This is a genomic window from Flexivirga sp. YIM B11880 (assembly GCF_058148645.1).
This window is the reverse complement of record NZ_JBMAMH010000006.1, coordinates 45,585-62,535: the sequence shown is the minus strand read 5'-3', so window position 1 is coordinate 62,535 and position 16,951 is coordinate 45,585. Positions and strand designations below refer to the sequence as shown.

Here is a 16,951-nt window from a genome sequence, read left to right as displayed (position 1 = left end):
ACGGTGGCGCACTCACACGGGTGTTCGTGGACCGGATTGCTCGTCGTCGGCCCGGGTAGAGCGTCACCATGAATTCGCGATCGGATGCGTCGCCCTGGGTGCCGGCGCCGGCGGACCGCACGCTCGAGACGATGCTCGAGGGCGCTCGCGAGTGCCGGGGCTGTGACCTGTACCGGGATGCGACGCAGCCGGTGATGGGCTCCGGGTCCACACGGGCGGCCTACCTGCTCGTCGGTGAACAGCCCGGGGACCGCGAGGACATCGCCGGCGAGCCGTTCGTCGGGCCTGCCGGCAAGGTGCTCGACAGTGCCCTGGAGGCGGCCGGCATCGACCCCGCGGAAACGTTCATGACCAACGCCGTCAAGCACTTCCGGTTCCGGGAGCGCGGCAAGCGGCGCATCCATCAGGCCCCGAACCGCACCCAGATCGTCGCCTGCCGGCCCTGGCTGGTGGCCGAGATCCAGCTCGTGCAACCGGATGTGGTCGTGCTCCTGGGTGCCAGCGCCGGGCAGGCCGTGCTCGGCCCGTCCTTCCGGGTGGGGCGCAGCCGCGGGACGCTGCTCGATTGGCCGGAGAACGAGGTCCCGCTCGAACGCCCACCCGCACTCATTGCGACCGTGCACCCGTCGGCGGTGTTGCGCGGTCGTGAGCAGCGTGAGGAGCTGCGCGCCGGATTGGTCGAGGATCTCGAACACGCCCGCCGGGTCGCGTCCGGCGCCGCATAGCCGGTTCCTGGCGTCGCCGCCCGTCATACGCTGGGAAGCATGGAGTTCACCTCCTATCAGCGAGCGGCGGCGCAGGTCCGTGACTGGGACGCGGCGACCGAAGACGTTTTCGAGTCCGTTCGAGCTCGGGTCGCAGCCGAACTGCCCGACGTGGCGGTGGAACACATCGGCAGCAGTTCGGTGCCTGGCATGCCCGGCAAGGGCTATGTCGACGTCATGGTGCTACCGGCGAGCAAGACGGAGATCGCTTCTGTGTCCGGCGGATTGGAGCAGCTGGGCTTGGAGCATGCCCGAGGGTCACGCCCTGACCGGCCGTTCTTCCTCGGCGCGGTCGAGCACGACGCGGAGGTGACGAACGTGCACGTGCATGTGATCGTCGCCGGATCCGATGAGGCTCGCGCGCAGCACGGCCTCGCGCAGGCGTTACGTGACGATCTCGCTCTGCGGAAGCAGTACGCCGCGGTCAAGCACGACGCAGTCGCCTCTGGTGCCACTGACCCGACCGAGTACTCCGTGCGCAAAATTCACTGGGTGCGCGACACGCTCGAGCGACTCGGTCTGCCACTGCTGCCCGATCCCGGCGCGCCGCCCGCAGGGCAGGGCGCGCGGAACTGAACGAAGAGCGACGCGGCGTACCGCCGCCGGTCACGCGGCGTTGATGGTGTGTCCGGGCATGCGGCCGGGGATCAGGTGCCAGGTGATGCCGGTGCCGGAAACCGTTGCGGTGTAGCCCCGTTGGTGGACGGTGTGGTGGTGGCGCCGGCAGAGCATGGCCGAATTCGTCAGGGACGTATCACCGCCGGCCCACCACGGGGTCACGTGGTGGACTTCGCACCACCCTGGTGGCCGGTCACAGCCCGGGAACGTGCACCCGCCATCGCGAAGCAGCACCGCGGCCCGCAACCCGCCGGTGACCAGGCGCACTTCACGCCCCACATCCAACGGCTCACTCGGGCCGCCCAGCACCACCGGGATCAGGGTGGCGTTGCACGCCAACCGGCGCGCCGCGCCCGCGTCCAGCACGTCCCCGGTCGGCGTGGACGCCCCACCCACACCCGCGGTCAACGCCTCCAACCCCATCGTCACCAGCACGGTCGCCGCCCCGGCCGGGCAGCCTTTCCCGGTCAGTGCTTTCGCGCCCGCATTGATCAGCTCCAGCAACGCATCCGCCCGCCGCTTCCCCGGCGTCCGCGCATCCCGTGCGCAGTCCTCTCCCCGCCCGGCGTGGGCGTGCTCGTCGTGCCCGGCACACCCACCCGGGGCGGGTTTGGGTGCCGACCCGGCGCTGATCGCCGCCTTCACAATCGCCGCGTTGGCCGGGGATAGTTCGGCCACCAGGCGCAGCATCCCGGCCGGGGTGCGTGACCAGGTCAGCGACTCCGCCTCCTCCAACTCCGCGTCATCCACCGACAACTCCTCCGGGCCGTAAGCGGCCAGAATCTTCCGGGTCAACGCGTCCACCCCGGCGGTCCCGAGCGAGGGGTCCAGTTGCAGGTACCAGCCCAGGATCTCGCCACGGTCCGCGGTCGGGATCACCGGCGCGACCTTCTTCGCCGCGTTCAGCGCCGTCTTGGCCACCGCCAACGTGCACCCACCATCACCGACCGCTGCGGCAAGAACCTCGTTACGCCGCTCCCGACACGCTTCGGCCACCACCGCGATCGTGTGCGCCTCCCGAGGCTCCAGCGCACACCCCACCGACGCGGCCGCACCCAGCACCCATTGCTGGGTGCTGGCCGCATCCGACTCCGCCACCGTGCCCCGCTGGACCGCATCACCGGTCGCAACCGTGACCACCTGCCCGGACCGGACATGCACCCGCAGCAACACCTGCGCCAACTCGGTCAACTCGGACCCGCCGAGCTGATGCACCGTGCCCGGCACCTCCTCCAACAACCCCACCATGGCGCGCAACTGCGCGAGCACCTCCGGCCCCCGACCCGGCACCGGACGCGCGGAACCGTCTACGCCTTCGAGCGACTCATTCCGTCTTGGTTGCTCCGGCAACACCATCCTGGAATCGACTGCCATAACGCCTCACCTCCTCCCACTACAACTATTTCGACTGCTCTCAGGCTAGCGGGCACCACCGACAATCCCTTTCCAGAAATGGAACGTGCGTGCGAACGCCGGTTTGCAGCCAGAGGAGCGTTGATGTTCAGCGGTGAGTCGACCAGGAGTTCTGAAGCCGTTCTCCGGTCACGCGACGCGGGAGGTGATCACTTTGCCGGCCAGGCGTCATCCGTATGACGGACCGGATCGCGGTCCTCACTTGAGGCGCGTGTATGTAGCGCAGAAGTTCTGCACCTCGAGCGATGACCGAAGTGCCGAACCCGGCCACGGTGACCGACCTCGTCCGGCCATCGCCGAGACCGAGCGCTCAGGGCTGCAGGACCACCTTGAGGCACGCGTCGGACTTGTCCCGGAACATCCGGTAGGCGTCGGGGCCGGCGGACAACGGAAGCCGGTGCGTGGCAAGGTTTTCCAGGTCGAACACGTCCTCGTCGCAGATCATGTCCATGAGCTCGCCCGTCCAGCGCCGCACGTTCGCCTGGCCCATCCGGATGGTGATGCCCTTGTCGAACAGGTCCATCATCGAAATGGGGTCGACGCTCCCGCCATACACCCCGCTGATCGAGACCGTCCCCCCACGCCGCACAGCGGCGAAGGCCGTCCGCAGGGCAGCCAGGCGATCGATGCCGAAGTGCTCCATGGCCGGCCGGCCGATCGCCGCCGGCAACCGGCTCGCGACGACCGCCGCCGTCTCGGCGATCGGGTCGCCGTGCGCCTCCATGCCGACCGCGTCGACGACCCCGTCTGCACCGCGGCCGTTCGTGAGGTCATAAATCGCTGCCGGCACGTCGTCCACAGAGCGCATGTCGATGGTCTCCGCCCCGTGCCGCGCAGCAGTCTCCAGGCGGTCACCGATCCGGTCCACTCCGATCACGCGGGCACCGAGGCGCGACCCGACCCGGCAGGCGAGCTGACCGATCGGGCCCAGCCCGATGACGGCGAGGCAGTCGTCGGCGTGGACATCGGCATACTGCACGCCCTGCCACGCGGTCGGGAGGATGTCGGACAGGTAGAGGTAGCGCTCGTCGGGGCGCAGCGACGGGACGACGATCGGTCCGTACTGGGCCTGCGGCACTCGGAGGTATTCCGCCTGACCGCCGGGCACCGAACCATAGAGGCTGCTGTAGCCGAACAGCTTTGCGCCCTTTCCGGTTTCGCGCGCCTGCGTCGTCTCGCACTGCGACTGCAATCCCCGCTCACACATCCAGCAGTGCCCGCACGAGATGTTGAACGGCACGACGACGCGGTCACCCACGGTGAGCCGGTCGACCTCTCGACCGAGTTCCTCCACGATGCCGATCACCTCGTGGCCGAGGACGTCGCCGGGCTGCATGAAGGGCGTGAGCACGTCATACAGATGCAGGTCCGAACCACAGATCGCCGTCGACGTGACCCGCACGATCGCGTCCGTCGGCTCCTGCAGCACGGGGTCGGCGACCTCGGACACCGCGACGTGCTGGCGCCCTTGCCAGGTCAGCGCTTTCACTGGTCTGCGCTGCTCAGTGCGTCCCGGGTGCGATCCACCAGAGACGCGAACGGGCCGACCACCAATTGGGCGGCAGTCGATCCCGCAGTCGACGGGTGCGGGTGCGTCGGGGCCAGCGACTCCACGCGCTTCAGCTTGCTGCCCATGTCCCGCCGCTTCTCCAGGTCGCACTGGGCGACCACCGCGGGGAACTCCTCCTTCTCCTCGTTCTCGGCGTGCTGGTCGACCGCGGTGCGGAACGCCTGGAACTTGGTGTCGAAGTCGGTGGACGAGATGTCCAACTTCTCCAGCGTGGCGAGCACCTCGTTGGCCTCTGCCTCTTCCTCGTTCCGTGCGTCCGCGATGCCGTCTCCCGCGAGTGGCTTCGACACCGGCCGCAGGACGATTTCCTCGGCGGTCTCGTGCACGGCGAGCAGCGCGCGCAACTCGCCGAACGCCGCCTGCTTGTGGTCGCCTCGGGTGGATGCGACCTCGTCGCACAGGTCGTGGATCCGCGCGTGTTGCTCCAGCAGGATCCGGATGACGTCTCCTTCCGGCAGACTCGCTGCCTTCGCGCGGTCCTCAGCGGCGCTACCCATGATCGATCTCCTTTGCGACACAACTGTCTCGGGCTGGCTGCCTCAGCCCCTACCCGGCAGCGTGGGCACCGAACCGCGGACCGGCCGGATTGCCGCCGCTCCGCCACGGGTAATCGACCGGCATGGCTGCCCCACGACGTCATGCCACACAGACGGTGCTCGTCCTGCGCGCACTCGGCCTCGGTGATGCACTGACCGGCGTCCCAGCGCTGCGCGGGCTACGGCGCGCCTTTCCCGGCGCGCGGCTGCTGCTCGCCTGCGACGAACACGTGGGCAACTGGCTGGCCGGCATGGGCATCGTCGACGACGTCGTGCCGACGAAGAGTATGGCGAGAGGTATGACGCCACTCCCCCACGTCCCTCGTCCCGATGTGGCCGTCAACCTGCACGGACGCGGCCCGCAGAGCCACGCCGTCCTCCGCGCGACCCAGCCCGGAGAAATGTTCGGGTTCTCCTGTCCTGCAGCAGGATTCACCGAGGGGCCCGACTGGGACAGCCGCCAACACGAGGTCGACCGCTGGTGCACGCTGGTCCGGTGGATCGGCGGAGCGTGCGACCGGGAAGACCTGCGGCTGCCGGGCAGCGGCGGACCTGGTGAGCCGACTCGGGTGCTCGTCCACCCCGGCGCCGCGTCAGGAGCACGGCGCTGGCCGGTCGAGCGGTGGCGGGAGGTGATCACCCGACTGCCGAGTCGTCACCCCGTGGTCGTCACCGGAACCTCCGCCGAACAGGAGATCTGCCGGGCGGTGTCCGAGGCGTTGCCCGTGGAGTGCTGCGCCGGCGACACCACGCTGGCCGAGCTCGCCGCCCTGGTCGTGGGCAGCAGGCTGGTCATCTCCGGGGACACCGGTATCGCGCATCTCGCGACGGCATACGGCGTGCGCTCCGTGACGTTGTTCGGCCCGGTGTCTCCCCGCGTGTGGGGGCCGACGATCGACACCGACCTGCACCGGGTGATCTGGCACGACGACGGCGGGGCCGGCGACCCGCACAGCGACCACATCGACCCGCGGCTCGACTCCATCACCGTCGAGGAGGTGTCCTCGGCGGTGGGCGACCTCCTCACGACGCCCGATCTGCTGCCCACTGCACGGTGATTCGGTGCTCGCCACCGGGGGTAGGGCCACAGTTCGACATGGAGAAGGAGGCACCATGGCACAGACTGCAGCCGATCTCGCGTCCCCGGGGATCATTTCCGTCACCGCATCCAGCACCGTCCGAGAGGCCGCCAAGCAGATGGCCGATCACGACATCGGCGACGTGCTGGTGAGCGACGAAGCAGGTGGGGTGTCCGGCATACTCACCGACCGCGACCTGGTCGTGCGGGTCCTGGCCGGCGATCTCGACCCCGACCAGTGCACCGCCGGTGAGGTGGCGAGCACGACACTGGTCACCGTCGACGGCGACGACTCGATCGACCGGGTGGTCGGTGTCGCCCGCCAGGAGGCCGTCCGTCGGATCGTCGTGCTGGAGAACCGCAGCCCGATCGGCATCATCTCGCTCGGTGATCTCGCAATCGCCCGCGACCCGGCCTCGGTGCTGGCGGACATCAGCTCCGACCCGCCCGACACGATGTCATCGAGGGAAACGCCATGAATGACGAGAGCAGCTATCAGGGCGAAAAGCAGGAGATGGACTCCAGCAGGGGGATGGGCGAGACCGGACATCCCGCTTCGCAACTACCGCTGTCCACCGAACTCGTGACGCAGCTGGGCGACTCCGCCACCGACTACGCGCAAGCGTTGTGGAGCGTGGCGCAGGACCGGGACGCGGACGCCGACCAGATGACGGCTTCCATCGTCGAGGTCAACGACCGGTTCGGCGTCTACTACCCGGAGACGATCGTCGCCAAGTGGCAGGAGATCTTCCGCAACGCGGGCGGCTTCGTGACGATCATCTGTGAAGAACGCGTCCTGGCCGGGGCGATGTCGGACGCCAACGCCTACGAGTCGCCGCACGCGGCGAACGCGCCGGACGAGTCGACCGACACCGCCGGCTGAGCGGGGTCACCGGGAGCGATCAGGCGCCAGCCCCAGTGCCAGCAGCTCGGCCAGGTGCAGGGGTTGCGCGCCGGTGTCGTCGAACTCGGCGATCTGGGTCCGGCAGCTGAAGCCGTCGGCGAGCACCGCGGTGCCCGGGTCCGCGTCTCGCAGCGCCGGCAGCAGCCGGTCTTCCGCACACGCCCGGCTGACCGCGAGGTGACCGGCCTCGAAGCCGAAATTGCCCGCCAGACCGCAACATCCGCCGATGCTCTGCGCGTCCACCCCTGCGTCCTCGAGGAGCGCCCGATCCGCGTGCCAGCCGTCGTCGGCATGCTGGTGGCAGTGCACCTGCACCAGCGCCCGCTCGACGCCCAACTGTGGCGGCCGCCAGCCGTCGCTGTGGTCGTGCAGCAACCCGGCGAGCGTCGTCGTCTGCGCCGCCATCCGGCGGACGTCCAGGTCAGCCGGCAGCAGGCGCGGTGCGTCCGAACGCAGCATCGCCGTGCAACTGGGTTCCAGCCCGACGATCGGCACCCCGTCGTGCAGCGCCGGTGCCACGTTCGCCACCGTGCGCCGCAGCACGCGGCGGGCGACGTCCAGCTGACCCGTCGAGGTCCACGTCAGCCCGCAGCAGACCGGTCCGGTCGGCAATTGCACCCGGTAGCCGGCGTCCTCCAGGACGGCGACCGCCGCGCGACCGATCTGCGGGGCGAAGTGGTTGGTGAAAGTGTCTGGCCACAGCAGCACCGGGCCGCGGTCGCCCGAGCCGTGCGCCGTGTGCGACAGCCACCAGTCCTGCAGGGTGCGCGTGGCGAACCTCGGGACCTGCCGGTCCGCGACGCCGGCGGCTCGCGCACCCAGCCGCCGGACCGCCGGTGCGGCGGCGAGCGCGTTGGCCAGCCGCGCACTGCGGGTGGCAGTGATGCCGCGTGCGAGGAGCGGGAGCCAGCCGAGCACGTAATGCGCCCGGGGCCGCACCCGGTGCCGGTAGTGGTGATAGAGGAACTCGGCCTTGTAGGTCGCCATGTCGACGTTGACCGGACAGTCGCTCGCGCACCCCTTGCACGAGAGACACAGGTCGAGCGCACCCAGGACCGCCTCCGACCGCCAGCCGTCGGTGATGGTGCCGTCCGCGTGCCCGTGCAGCATCTCGAAGAGCAACCGGGCCCGGCCCCGGGTGGAGTGAATCTCCTCCCGGGTCGCGCGGTATGACGGGCACATCACGTCGTCGTCCTTCGGTTGCGGCGCGCGGCAGAGGCCCACGCCGACACACCGGTTCGCCGCCTGGGCGAACGTCCCGTCATCGGGGTAAGCGAAGGCCGTCGCGCCATCGAGGTGCGGCGCCCAGGACGCGCCGAGCCGGAGGTGCTCGTCCAATCTGGCTGGGGCCACGAGCTTTCCGGGGTTCATCAGGTTCTCCGGATCGAACGTGGCCTTCAGCTCCGCGAACGCGGTCATGATGCGGTCGCCGAACATCTTCGGCAGCAGCTCGGCCCGCGACTGTCCGTCGCCGTGCTCTCCGGAGAACGACCCGCCATACCGCACCACCAGGTCGGCAGCCATCTCCATGAACCGTCGGTAGGTCGCGATGCCAGCCGGGTCGGTGAGCCGGAACGGGATGCGGGTGTGAATGCAGCCTTGGCCGAAATGGCCGTAGATGCTGGGCACCGCGTCGCTGGCGTAGTCGAATTCGTGGAAGAGTGCCTCCAGGTCACGCAGGTAGTCGCCCAGTTTGTCCGGTGCGACGGCCGAATCCTCCCAGCCGGACCACGCGTCCGGCTCGCCGGGGACGTGGGCGGACGCTCCGAGTCCGGCTTCGCGCACGGCCCAGAAATCGCCTTCCAGGATGGGATCGGACACCACCGCCACGTGGGGGTCGTCCCTCGCGAGGCCCAGCCCGCGCAGCATGCGGTCGGCATCGTCGTCCGCCTGCTGCTTCTCCTGGGCACCGAACTGGACCATCAGGAACGCCGAGCCGTCGGGCATCTTCCGTCGGGCCGCGTCGTTCAGGTGCTCGAGCTGTTCGTCGTGAATCAGCCGCTCGTCGAAGCCTTCCAGAGCGATCGGCTGGTAGGGCAGGATCTCCGGCACCGCGTCGGCCGCGTCCGCGACGGAATCGAACCCGAGCACCACCAGGGTGCGTTCCGGCAGCACCGGCAGGAGCTCGAGCTCGGCCCGCAACACGGTGACCAGGGTCGACTCACTGCCCACCAGCAACCCGGCGACGTCGAACCCGTGCTCGGGCAGCAGCGAGTCCAGGTTGTAGCCGGAGACCCGGCGCGGTATGTCGGGATAGCGCTCCCTGATGTCGTCGGCATACTCGTCCCGCAGGTGACGCAACGCCCGGTAGATGGCCGCTCGGCGGTCACCGTGCCGCTCGATCTCCGCATACTCCTCGTCGGACACTTCTCCGCACCAGAAACGGGTGCCGTCGACGAGCAGAACCTCGAGTCGGGCGACGTTGTCGACGACCTTGCCGGTGCGTTGCGCGGTCGCACCGCAGGAGTTGTTGCCGATCATCCCGCCGAGCGTGCAGTTCGGATGAGTGGCCGGCTCGGGCCCGAACCGCAAGGAATACTCCGCTAATTGGCGATTCAGGTCGTCCAGCACGATGCCGGGCTCGACGACGCAGGTGCGGCGTTCCGGGTCGACGTCGAGCAGGCGGTGACAGTGTTTTGCCCAGTCGATCAGTACGGCGGTGTTGGTGCCCTGGCCCGCGAGACTCGTGCCGCCCCCGCGGGAAACGATCGGCACGCGGTTGCGGTGACAGATCGCGACCGCGTCGGCCCCCGCCTCCACGGTGTGCGGCACGACCACGGCGATCGGCACCTGACGGAAGTTGGAACTGTCCGTCGAGTAGGCGGCTCGCGTGCCGTCGTCGAAACGCACCTCACCATCGACACCGGCCCGGAGTTCGGCTTCCAGGCGGTCGAGATCGAGGTCGGGCGCGCCGCGGGTCTCGACCGCGGTCACGTCTGCCAGCCGGGCTGTTCGCCGTGGCCGGGCATGCTGGGGCCGGAGTCGTGCGGTGTCGCGGCGTCCGCCCAGCGCAACACGGCCGCCGCCCCGTCCGGGAGCGTCACCTCGGCGGGCAGGAGCACCACATCCGCGTCGGTGGCGAGTGCCGCCGCCGCGAATGCCATTGCTGCATCCAGCTTTTCACCGGGTCCCTCGCTGCGTGGCATCCCGTCCTCACCCACCAGGACGGCCTCGCCGGGCGGCGGGTCGGTCAGCAGCAAGGTGTCCACCTGGCCACGCCCGAACGCCGTCACCAGGTTGTCACAGCCCTGCGCGGCACGGTCCTGCCGTCCTTCGGCCTCCAGCAGCCGCGCGGTGGCATCCTCCACCTCACGAGCGACGGCGCCGTCCAGAGCGGTGCGGAGCGCGCTGTCCTCGGCCCCCTCGTCCACCCCCGCCGCCCGGCCGCCGGAGTCCAGCACGACCAGCCTGGACAGCACCTCCTCGGACGCGTGGTCCCGCAGAGCGCTCGTCGCACGGTCGTCGCCCGCGACGGCGATCACGGCAGGCCGGTGTCGGCGGGTCAGGTCGTCCAGGTGACGCGCCACCTCGGTCGCATTCCGCTCCCAGGAGTCCTCGGCGCGGCGGTGCAGCCGCTGCTCGGACGCGTCGCCGGCGCGCACCTTGTGGATGACATCGTGATCGCCACTGACCGTCTTGCTGTCGATCTCCTCGTCGACCGGGCCGCGCACGATGATGTCCGCGCCGGTGCGGTCGATGTCGACCTGCAGGTAGGTCGGATGGCGTTGCCCGGCACGGAGCAGCGGCAGCAGGTCCGGCACGGCGGCATACGACACGGTTTCCTGCGGGATCTCCGGCAACGGGACGTCGAGAACGATCTCGGCGTCGCCCTCGTCGTTCGCCGGCTGGGACGCGACCACGTAACGCCCGACCTCTCCCGAACGCCCGTCCATCACGCCGATGCGCTCCCCGATCAGCTCCACCGTACGAGCCGGAACACCCAGTGCCGACAATCGTTCCCGAGCGGATGCCCACCGCAACTCGATGCGGTGCGCGGCACCCGGGCTGTCCCGGGTGGTGTCGAGCGCGACGGTGGCGAAACGTCGCCCGGCCAGGTCGAAGTGGTGCCATGAATGAAGTTGCATGACTGCTCCTCGGCTTCGCAGGTTCAGAAGTGTGGTGGTCAGGAGAAGAGTTCCTGGGCCTTCGTCTTGACGCCCTCCTTGATGAAGTCCCAGGCGTTCTCATCGCCCTTCGCCACCGCTTCGACCATCGACTTCACCTCTTCGTAGGTCGCGTGCGGCGGGATCGGCGGCACATTGGGATCCGTGTGCACGTCCAGAACCGTCGGCCGGTCGGCGTTGAGCGCCTCGTCCCATGCGGCGCCCAGCTCCTCCGGACGGGTCACCGTGACGGCACCCAGTCCGAAACCGCGCGCCACGCTGGCATAGTCCACGCTCGGAAGCGACTGGGACTCCACGAATTTCGGCGACTTCTCCATCGCCCGCATCTCCCAGGTCACCTGGTTGAGGTCATTGTTGTGGAGGACCGCCACGACCAGCCGCGGATCGGACCACTCCTGCCAGTACTTCGCAACGGTGATCAGCTCCGCCATACCGTTCATCTGCATGGCACCGTCACCGACAAACGCGATCGCCGGCCGGTCAGGACAGCCGAACTTGGCACCGATCGCGTACGGAACCCCCGGGCCCATGGTCGCAAGCGTCCCGGACAGCGAGCCGCGCACGTCGCCGCGGAAACGCACGTTGCGGGCATACCAGTTGGCGGCCGAACCGGAGTCCGCCGTCACCATGGCGTTGTGCGGCAGGCGTGCCGAGAACTCGGTGAAGAGCAGCATCGGGTTGATCGGGTCAGCGGCGACCTCCGCCTCCCGGTCCATGGTCTCCCACCAGTCGGTGACGTTCGACTCGATCTGCTCGCGCCAGGACCGGTCCCCCTTGCGCTCCAGCCTGGGCAGCAGGGCCTGCAAGGTCGCGGCGGCATCGCCGACGAGGTTCACCTCGTAGGGATACCGCATCCCGATGAACTTGCCGTCGATGTCGATCTGCACGGCACGCGCCTGCCCGAACTTCGGGAGGAACTGCGAATAGGGGAAGTTCGAGCCGACGGCCAGCAGCGTGTCGCAGTCGCGCATCATCTCGTAGCTGGGCCTAGTGCCGAGCAGCCCGATCGACCCCGTCACGTACGGCAGGTCGTCGGAGAGCACGTCCTTGCCGAGCAACGGCTTCGCGACGCCGGCACCGAGCACGTCGGCAACACGCATGAGGTCCTCACGCGCGCCGCGTGCCCCCTGACCGGCGAGTATGGCGACCCGCTTGCCCGCGTTGAGTATCTCTGCGGCGCGGGCGATGCCCTCGTCATCCGCCGCCGGACGCGGTCGGTCGATGCCCAGGCTCGACGGAACCATCTTGAAAGCGTGGGTCGGTGCTACGTATTCGAGCTCCTGGACGTCCGAGGGGATGATGATCGCGGTCGGCGCCCGCTCGGCCAGGGCGATCCTGATCGCCCGATCCACCACGTTCGGCAGCTGCTCCGGGACCGTCACCATCTGCACGTACTCGCTCGCGACGTCCTTGTAGAGCGACAGCAGGTCCACCTCCTGCTGATACGAGCCACCCATCGCCGACCGGCTCGTCTGCCCCACGATCGCGACCACGGGCACGTGGTCGAGCTTGGCGTCATACAGCCCGTTGAGGAGGTGTATGGCGCCAGGCCCCGACGTCGCCGCACAGACCGCGAAGGAACCGGTGAACTTCGCACAGCCGACGGCCTCGAAGGCACTCATCTCCTCGTGCCGGGACTGCACGAACTTCGGGTCGTTCTCCGCGCGTGCCCAGGCCGCCAGCAGCCCATTGATGCCGTCGCCGGGATAACCGAAGACCTTCTGCACGCCCCATTCGCGCAGCCGCTGGAGCAGATAGTCCGCGACGGTCGTAGCCATCATGCGCCTCCTCGAGCATCGGGATGGCATAACGACGACCAACTACCCGGGGCTCTTCGCCGCAAACCGTGGTGTGACCGCACCGGGCTCCGGGTAGGGCTTGCCGATGCACCGCGACACGATGACCTTCGTCGGCAACGCGACAAGCGTCCTACGCATCGGATCCTTCACCGTCCTGACCGATCCGAATTTCCTGCACCGTGGCCAGTTCGCCTACCTCGGCTGGGGTCTGGTGTCTCGACGACTGGTGGATCCGGCGCTCCGGCCATCGCAACTGCCGCCGCTGGACGCAGTCGTCCTGTCGCATCTGCACGGCGACCACTTCGACCGGATCGCCCGACGACAACTCGACAAGGACGTCCCGCTGGTGACCACGCCGCAAGCGGCCAAGCGCCTGGGCAGGAGCGGATTCGCGACCGAAGGGCTGCAGACCTGGCAAACGACGACGCTCGAGCGCGACGGCGAGCAACTCGTCGTCGAGTCGCTCCCCGCTGTCCACGCGACCGGTCTGCTCGGGCGGATGCTACCGGCGGTCATGGGCAGCCTGCTGACGCATCGGGTCGCCGGGAAACCGGATCGCCACCTCTACGTCAGCGGAGACACCTTGACCGGGCCGCACCTGGACGCCATCGCAGAACGACACCCCAGGATCGACGCGGGCATCCTGCACTGCGGAGGCACGAGGATCCTGCTGCGCACAGTCACCATGGACGACGTGCAGGCGGTCGACGCAATCCACCGGCTCCCGCTCAAACGAGTGCTCCCCGTGCACCATGACGACTACCGCGTGTTCCGTTCTCCCGTCTCGGCCCTCATCGCTCGGGCACGACTGAACGGCCTCGCCCGCAGTATCACAGTTCCCCGCCGCGGCGAGACACTCCCGCTGTTCGACGACGAAGAGTGAGGTCACGTCATCGTCCGCCGGGCAACGGTGCCTTCCCGCACGAAGCGTCGCAGGCCGTCCCGGATGGTGCGCGGGCGAAGTGCCGGCGTGGCCGCGCCGCACCCGTCCGCCATACCGCTGATCAACTCCCGCAGCACGTCATGGGCGGCGTGCCGCGGCCGCCAGGCGAGTGCCGCGCGCGCCCGTGCACAGCTGACCATTGGGGCGCGGTTCGCCATGTCGACCCAGCCCGGCTCCAGTGAGTGCAGATGAGCGGCCCAGGCACCGGCGACCAGCCCGCGGATGCCGGGCCGCACGTCGCGGATGGGCATAGCCTGCAACGCTTTCGCCATGTCCGTACCGGTCAGCAGCTCGTCGGCCGCGAGGTTGAACGCGCCACCGATGTCCCGCTCGAGGCACCGCACGATGGCGAGCGCCACGTCGTCGGCGTGAATGATCTGCATTCGGAACGCAGGGTCGACCGGCAGTAACAGCAACCGGTCCACCGCGCACGACGGCACGACGGCCGGCAAGGAACAGCGCAGCATCATCCCGCCCGCGGCACGTTGGCCGATCATGCACGGGCGCAGCAGGGTGAGGTGCTCGGAGGCGTCGTACCGGGCGGCGGCGGCTCGGCCCTGCTCCTCGGCACGCACCTTGTCCCGGCTGTAGGTGCACGACCGGATCCCACCGAGGGGGTGCCCCTCGTCGGCCGGGTCGAGCGAGGTGCGGGCGCGGTATGCCGCCACCGAGGAAAGCTGCACCACCCGGCCGACGCCGGTCGCGAACGCGGCGTCGAGGCACCGACCGGCGGCCTCCGGACCGGATGCGGCGAGCCGATCCGGGCGGCGCATCGGCTGGAACCCCCACGCCAGATGCACGACCGCGTCCGCGCCCGCGCACACCCGCCGGAAAGGTTCGCCGGCCTCGTCGTCCGCCAGGTCGAGGGTCGTCCACCGCACCGCTGCAGGGCGCGGCCAACCGGGAGCGGGGCGCCGGACCACGCCGTGCACGTCATGCCCGGCTGCGAGCAGCCGCGGCACGAGCGCCGTGCCGATGTTGCCGGTCGCGCCGGTCACCACCACTTTCACAGCGGCCCATTACCCGACCTGCGGAGCTGCACACGGGTTCGGTCCCTCGGCCCTGGGGTAGTGCGAGGGTTCCCGGCATCTGCACGCGAGGTCACCAATGGACATCCGAAACGCTGCGGCCCTTCGGTCGGCGGTCCGCACCATCGAAGCACCCGTCGACGCCGTATGGGACGTGCTCCGAGACGGTTGGTCGTACGCCTCCTGGGTGGTCGGCAGTGCCCGCATCCGTGACGTGGACGAAGACTGGCCGGCGGTGGGCTCCCGGCTGCACCACTCGGTGGGAGCCTGGCCGCTGCTGCTCCACGACCACACCGACGTCCTGGAGTGCACGCCGCGTGCCGAGTTGGTGCTGGCGCCCCGCGCGATGCCTTGGGGTCGGGCCGAACTGCGCATCACGCTCGACGAACGCGACGGAGGAAGCGTGGTGACGATGACCGAGGACGTCACCTCGGGCCCAGCCCGGGCACTGCCCCGCGCCGCGCGGCAGCTTGTCCTCGGTCACCGCAACGGCGAGTGCCTACGACGGCTCGCCTTCATCGCAGAAGGCCGGTCGTAGCAGGGCTGGCGCCTCAGGAATCACTGCGCAGCAGACGATTCCATGCCGTGCGCACCAGCGCGCGGTGCACCGTACCGAGCCGTCCGTGCGCGGCGAGCGCGGCCCGGGCCGCGTTCCAGCCGCACGCACCGTGCACCCCTCCGCCGGGATGCGCCGACGCGCTCGCCAGGTAGAGATCGGTGATCGGGGTCTCGGGGCGGCCGAGGCCGGGGGTCGGTCGGAAGAACAGCTGCTGATAGAGCGCCGAGGTCCCGCCGTTGATGGCACCGCCGACGAGGTTGCGATCCATCGCCTCGAGGTCGGCCGGCCGCTGCACCATCTCCCCGACCACCGCGTCGCCGAACCCGGGTGCGGCCTCCTCGACCGCGGCCCGCGCCCGGCGGATGACGGTCTCGACCGCCTCGGCGTCGTCCGCCATCGACTGGGGCAGATGGGTGTAGGCCCACGCAGATTCGCATCCTTTCGGTGCCCGAGTCGGGTCAGGGCGCGCCATCTGGCCGAGCACGATGAACGGTCGGTCCGGCAGATCGCCGGCCTGGAGTTGCAGACCCGAGCGCAGCAGCGTCGAACTGGACCCGCTGAGGTGGACAGTGCCCGCGTTGCCGAGAGTGCTGTGCTGCCATGGGATCGGCCGGTCGAGCGCCCAGTTCAGCTTCACCGTCGAGTGGTCCCAGGCGAACCGGCGCAGTTCCCGCGTCATCCGGGCCGGCAGGTGTGACCTGTCCACCAGGTCGCCGTACAACGCCGGCGCGGAGACGTCCGCCAGGACCGCCCGCCGCGCGCCGAGCCGGGTGCCGTCGGCGAGCCGCACTCCGGTGACGCGCCCGTGCTCGACCTCCACCCCGTCGACGACCGTCCCACAGCGGAACTGCGCGCCGCCTGCCTCTGCCCGGCCGCGCAGGGACTCGGCCAGTCGGCCGGCGCCGCCCTCGGGCACCGGGAAGCCGACATCCTGCGCGAGCATCGCGAGCAGCCAGCCCATGAAGCCGCCGCCGGCGCCGTTCGGACCGAGGTCGCTGTGCATCGCATTGCCGGTGAGCAGCACCCGGCCGCCGTCGCCACGGAAGTTCTCCTCCCCCACTCGGTGCGCCGGCGTGATTGCCAGCCGGGCCAGTTCGGCAGCCCCCGCGATGCGGGACCGGCGGACGAACGACATGATCGCCCGCACGGGGGGAAACACCGTGAACAGTGCGTCGAGCACGGTGGAGCGCACGCCCTGGTATGTCGCGAACATGGCGGACCATGCCTCGCCGTCCCCAGCGGCGAACTCGTCCAGGCCGCGGGCCGTTTCGTCGACGTCCGACCAGAGCACCGCTGCGCTGTCCGGCGCGAGGACATGCGCGACCGGCGACGGTGAACGACGCCAGACGAGGCCGTGGTCCTGCAGGTCCAGATCCTGGATGACCGGGCTCGCCGCCGCCAACGGGTAGAACGCACTGAACAGATCGGTGGTGTAGCCGGGGAAGATCTCCGCACTGCGCACCGCGCCGCCGACCTGGTCTTCGGCCTCCACCACCACGACGTCCCAGCCAGCGTCGACCAGCGCGTTGGCCGCCACGAGCCCGTTCGGACCGGCGCCGATCACCACGGCGTCGGCGACGTCGCCCCGACGGTGGGGCGACGTGGTTGCTGGCAT

15 protein-coding genes are annotated in these 16,951 nt (G+C 69.7%); 7 read left to right on the top strand and 8 right to left on the bottom strand.

Translation table 11 applies throughout. The features are described 5' to 3' along the window. Positions 1 to 68 precede the first annotated feature (68 nt). Positions 69 to 725, top strand: a complete 657-nt coding sequence (locus tag ACN8HC_RS10880) for a UdgX family uracil-DNA binding protein (protein ID WP_490074854.1) — start codon at positions 69 to 71, stop codon at positions 723 to 725. Positions 726 to 764: 39 nt separating this feature from the next. Then, positions 765 to 1,340, top strand: a complete 576-nt coding sequence (locus ACN8HC_RS10875) for a GrpB family protein (RefSeq protein WP_490074853.1) — start codon at positions 765 to 767, stop codon at positions 1,338 to 1,340. A gap of 30 nt (positions 1,341 to 1,370) precedes the next feature. Here ACN8HC_RS10875 and ACN8HC_RS10870 read toward each other — a convergent pair whose 3' ends face one another. The 3 genes from ACN8HC_RS10870 to ACN8HC_RS10860 all read right to left on the bottom strand — a co-directional run bounded on the left by ACN8HC_RS10870 (position 1,371) and on the right by ACN8HC_RS10860 (position 4,862). Beyond that, complete coding sequence (locus ACN8HC_RS10870) at positions 1,371 to 2,672, bottom strand: HNH endonuclease signature motif containing protein (RefSeq protein WP_490074852.1); 1,302 nt, start codon at positions 2,670 to 2,672, stop codon at positions 1,371 to 1,373. Between the two features lie 433 nt (positions 2,673 to 3,105). Beyond that, positions 3,106 to 4,284 carry a zinc-dependent alcohol dehydrogenase gene (locus ACN8HC_RS10865; RefSeq protein WP_490074851.1) on the bottom strand — a complete coding sequence of 393 codons (1,179 nt, stop codon included), beginning with the start codon at positions 4,282 to 4,284 and terminating at the stop codon, positions 3,106 to 3,108. After that, complete coding sequence (locus ACN8HC_RS10860) at positions 4,281 to 4,862, bottom strand: hemerythrin domain-containing protein (protein WP_490074850.1); 582 nt, start codon at positions 4,860 to 4,862, stop codon at positions 4,281 to 4,283. Before ACN8HC_RS10860 ends, ACN8HC_RS10865 begins: the two co-directional genes overlap by 4 nt. A 122-nt stretch (positions 4,863 to 4,984) precedes the next feature. Here ACN8HC_RS10860 and ACN8HC_RS10855 point away from each other — a divergent pair, with 122 nt between their 5' ends. The 3 genes from ACN8HC_RS10855 to ACN8HC_RS10845 are packed head-to-tail and all read left to right on the top strand — an operon-like array spanning position 4,985 to position 6,862. Continuing rightward, the gene (locus ACN8HC_RS10855; RefSeq protein WP_490074849.1) at positions 4,985 to 5,959 is read left to right on the top strand and encodes a glycosyltransferase family 9 protein; all 975 of its coding nucleotides are present in this window, start codon (positions 4,985 to 4,987) and stop codon (positions 5,957 to 5,959) included. 55 nt (positions 5,960 to 6,014) lie between these two features. After that, the gene (locus ACN8HC_RS10850) at positions 6,015 to 6,458 is read left to right on the top strand and encodes a CBS domain-containing protein (RefSeq protein ID WP_490074848.1); all 444 of its coding nucleotides are present in this window, start codon (positions 6,015 to 6,017) and stop codon (positions 6,456 to 6,458) included. Continuing rightward, on the top strand, positions 6,455 to 6,862 hold the full coding sequence (locus ACN8HC_RS10845; RefSeq protein WP_490074847.1) for a hypothetical protein: 408 nt from the start codon (positions 6,455 to 6,457) through the stop codon (positions 6,860 to 6,862). The genes ACN8HC_RS10850 and ACN8HC_RS10845 overlap by 4 nt, the downstream gene beginning before the upstream one ends. Positions 6,863 to 6,868: 6 nt before the next feature. Here ACN8HC_RS10845 and ACN8HC_RS10840 read toward each other — a convergent pair whose 3' ends face one another. Genes ACN8HC_RS10840 through ACN8HC_RS10830 form a run of 3 tightly spaced genes read right to left on the bottom strand, consistent with a single transcriptional unit; the run spans position 6,869 to position 12,785 of the window. Continuing rightward, positions 6,869 to 9,817 carry an FAD-binding and (Fe-S)-binding domain-containing protein gene (locus ACN8HC_RS10840; RefSeq protein ID WP_490074846.1) on the bottom strand — a complete coding sequence of 983 codons (2,949 nt, stop codon included), beginning with the start codon at positions 9,815 to 9,817 and terminating at the stop codon, positions 6,869 to 6,871. Further along, the gene (locus tag ACN8HC_RS10835) at positions 9,814 to 10,968 is read right to left on the bottom strand and encodes a baeRF2 domain-containing protein (protein WP_490074845.1); all 1,155 of its coding nucleotides are present in this window, start codon (positions 10,966 to 10,968) and stop codon (positions 9,814 to 9,816) included. The genes ACN8HC_RS10840 and ACN8HC_RS10835 overlap by 4 nt, the downstream gene beginning before the upstream one ends. A 38-nt stretch (positions 10,969 to 11,006) precedes the next feature. Beyond that, positions 11,007 to 12,785: a thiamine pyrophosphate-requiring protein gene (locus tag ACN8HC_RS10830; RefSeq protein ID WP_490074844.1), complete on the bottom strand. Its 1,779-nt coding sequence runs from the start codon at positions 12,783 to 12,785 to the stop codon at positions 11,007 to 11,009. A gap of 106 nt (positions 12,786 to 12,891) precedes the next feature. On the opposite strand from ACN8HC_RS10830, the gene ACN8HC_RS10825 reads away from it, so the two are divergent. Continuing rightward, on the top strand, positions 12,892 to 13,689 hold the full coding sequence (locus ACN8HC_RS10825; RefSeq protein ID WP_490074843.1) for an MBL fold metallo-hydrolase: 798 nt from the start codon (positions 12,892 to 12,894) through the stop codon (positions 13,687 to 13,689). A gap of 2 nt (positions 13,690 to 13,691) precedes the next feature. Here ACN8HC_RS10825 and ACN8HC_RS10820 read toward each other — a convergent pair whose 3' ends face one another. Then, entirely contained in the window at positions 13,692 to 14,759 is a 1,068-nt protein-coding gene (locus ACN8HC_RS10820; protein WP_490074842.1) for an NAD-dependent epimerase/dehydratase family protein, read from the bottom strand. 97 nt (positions 14,760 to 14,856) lie between these two features. Between ACN8HC_RS10820 and ACN8HC_RS10815 the strand changes: the two genes are divergently transcribed. Beyond that, complete coding sequence (locus ACN8HC_RS10815) at positions 14,857 to 15,315, top strand: SRPBCC family protein (protein ID WP_490074841.1); 459 nt, start codon at positions 14,857 to 14,859, stop codon at positions 15,313 to 15,315. Positions 15,316 to 15,328: 13 nt separating this feature from the next. Here ACN8HC_RS10815 and ACN8HC_RS10810 read toward each other — a convergent pair whose 3' ends face one another. Further along, positions 15,329 to 16,951, bottom strand: a complete 1,623-nt coding sequence (locus ACN8HC_RS10810) for a phytoene desaturase family protein (RefSeq protein WP_490074840.1) — start codon at positions 16,949 to 16,951, stop codon at positions 15,329 to 15,331.

Excerpts from the sequence above, each read along its gene's own strand:
- ACN8HC_RS10880 (WP_490074854.1), top strand. The coding sequence starts at position 69 with ATGAATTCGCGATCGGATGCGTCGCCCTGGGTGCCGGCGCCGGCGGAC.
- ACN8HC_RS10875 (WP_490074853.1), top strand. The coding sequence starts at position 765 with ATGGAGTTCACCTCCTATCAGCGAGCGGCGGCGCAGGTCCGTGACTGG.
- ACN8HC_RS10860 (WP_490074850.1), bottom strand. The coding sequence starts at position 4,862 with ATGGGTAGCGCCGCTGAGGACCGCGCGAAGGCAGCGAGTCTGCCGGAA.
- ACN8HC_RS10855 (WP_490074849.1), top strand. The coding sequence starts at position 4,985 with ATGGCTGCCCCACGACGTCATGCCACACAGACGGTGCTCGTCCTGCGC.
- ACN8HC_RS10850 (WP_490074848.1), top strand. The coding sequence starts at position 6,015 with ATGGCACAGACTGCAGCCGATCTCGCGTCCCCGGGGATCATTTCCGTC.
- ACN8HC_RS10845 (WP_490074847.1), top strand. The coding sequence starts at position 6,455 with ATGAATGACGAGAGCAGCTATCAGGGCGAAAAGCAGGAGATGGACTCC.
- ACN8HC_RS10835 (WP_490074845.1), bottom strand. The coding sequence starts at position 10,968 with ATGCAACTTCATTCATGGCACCACTTCGACCTGGCCGGGCGACGTTTC.
- ACN8HC_RS10830 (WP_490074844.1), bottom strand. The coding sequence starts at position 12,785 with ATGGCTACGACCGTCGCGGACTATCTGCTCCAGCGGCTGCGCGAATGG.
- ACN8HC_RS10825 (WP_490074843.1), top strand. The coding sequence starts at position 12,892 with ATGCACCGCGACACGATGACCTTCGTCGGCAACGCGACAAGCGTCCTA.
- ACN8HC_RS10815 (WP_490074841.1), top strand. The coding sequence starts at position 14,857 with ATGGACATCCGAAACGCTGCGGCCCTTCGGTCGGCGGTCCGCACCATC.
- ACN8HC_RS10810 (WP_490074840.1), bottom strand. The coding sequence starts at position 16,951 with ATGCCAGCAACCACGTCGCCCCACCGTCGGGGCGACGTCGCCGACGCC.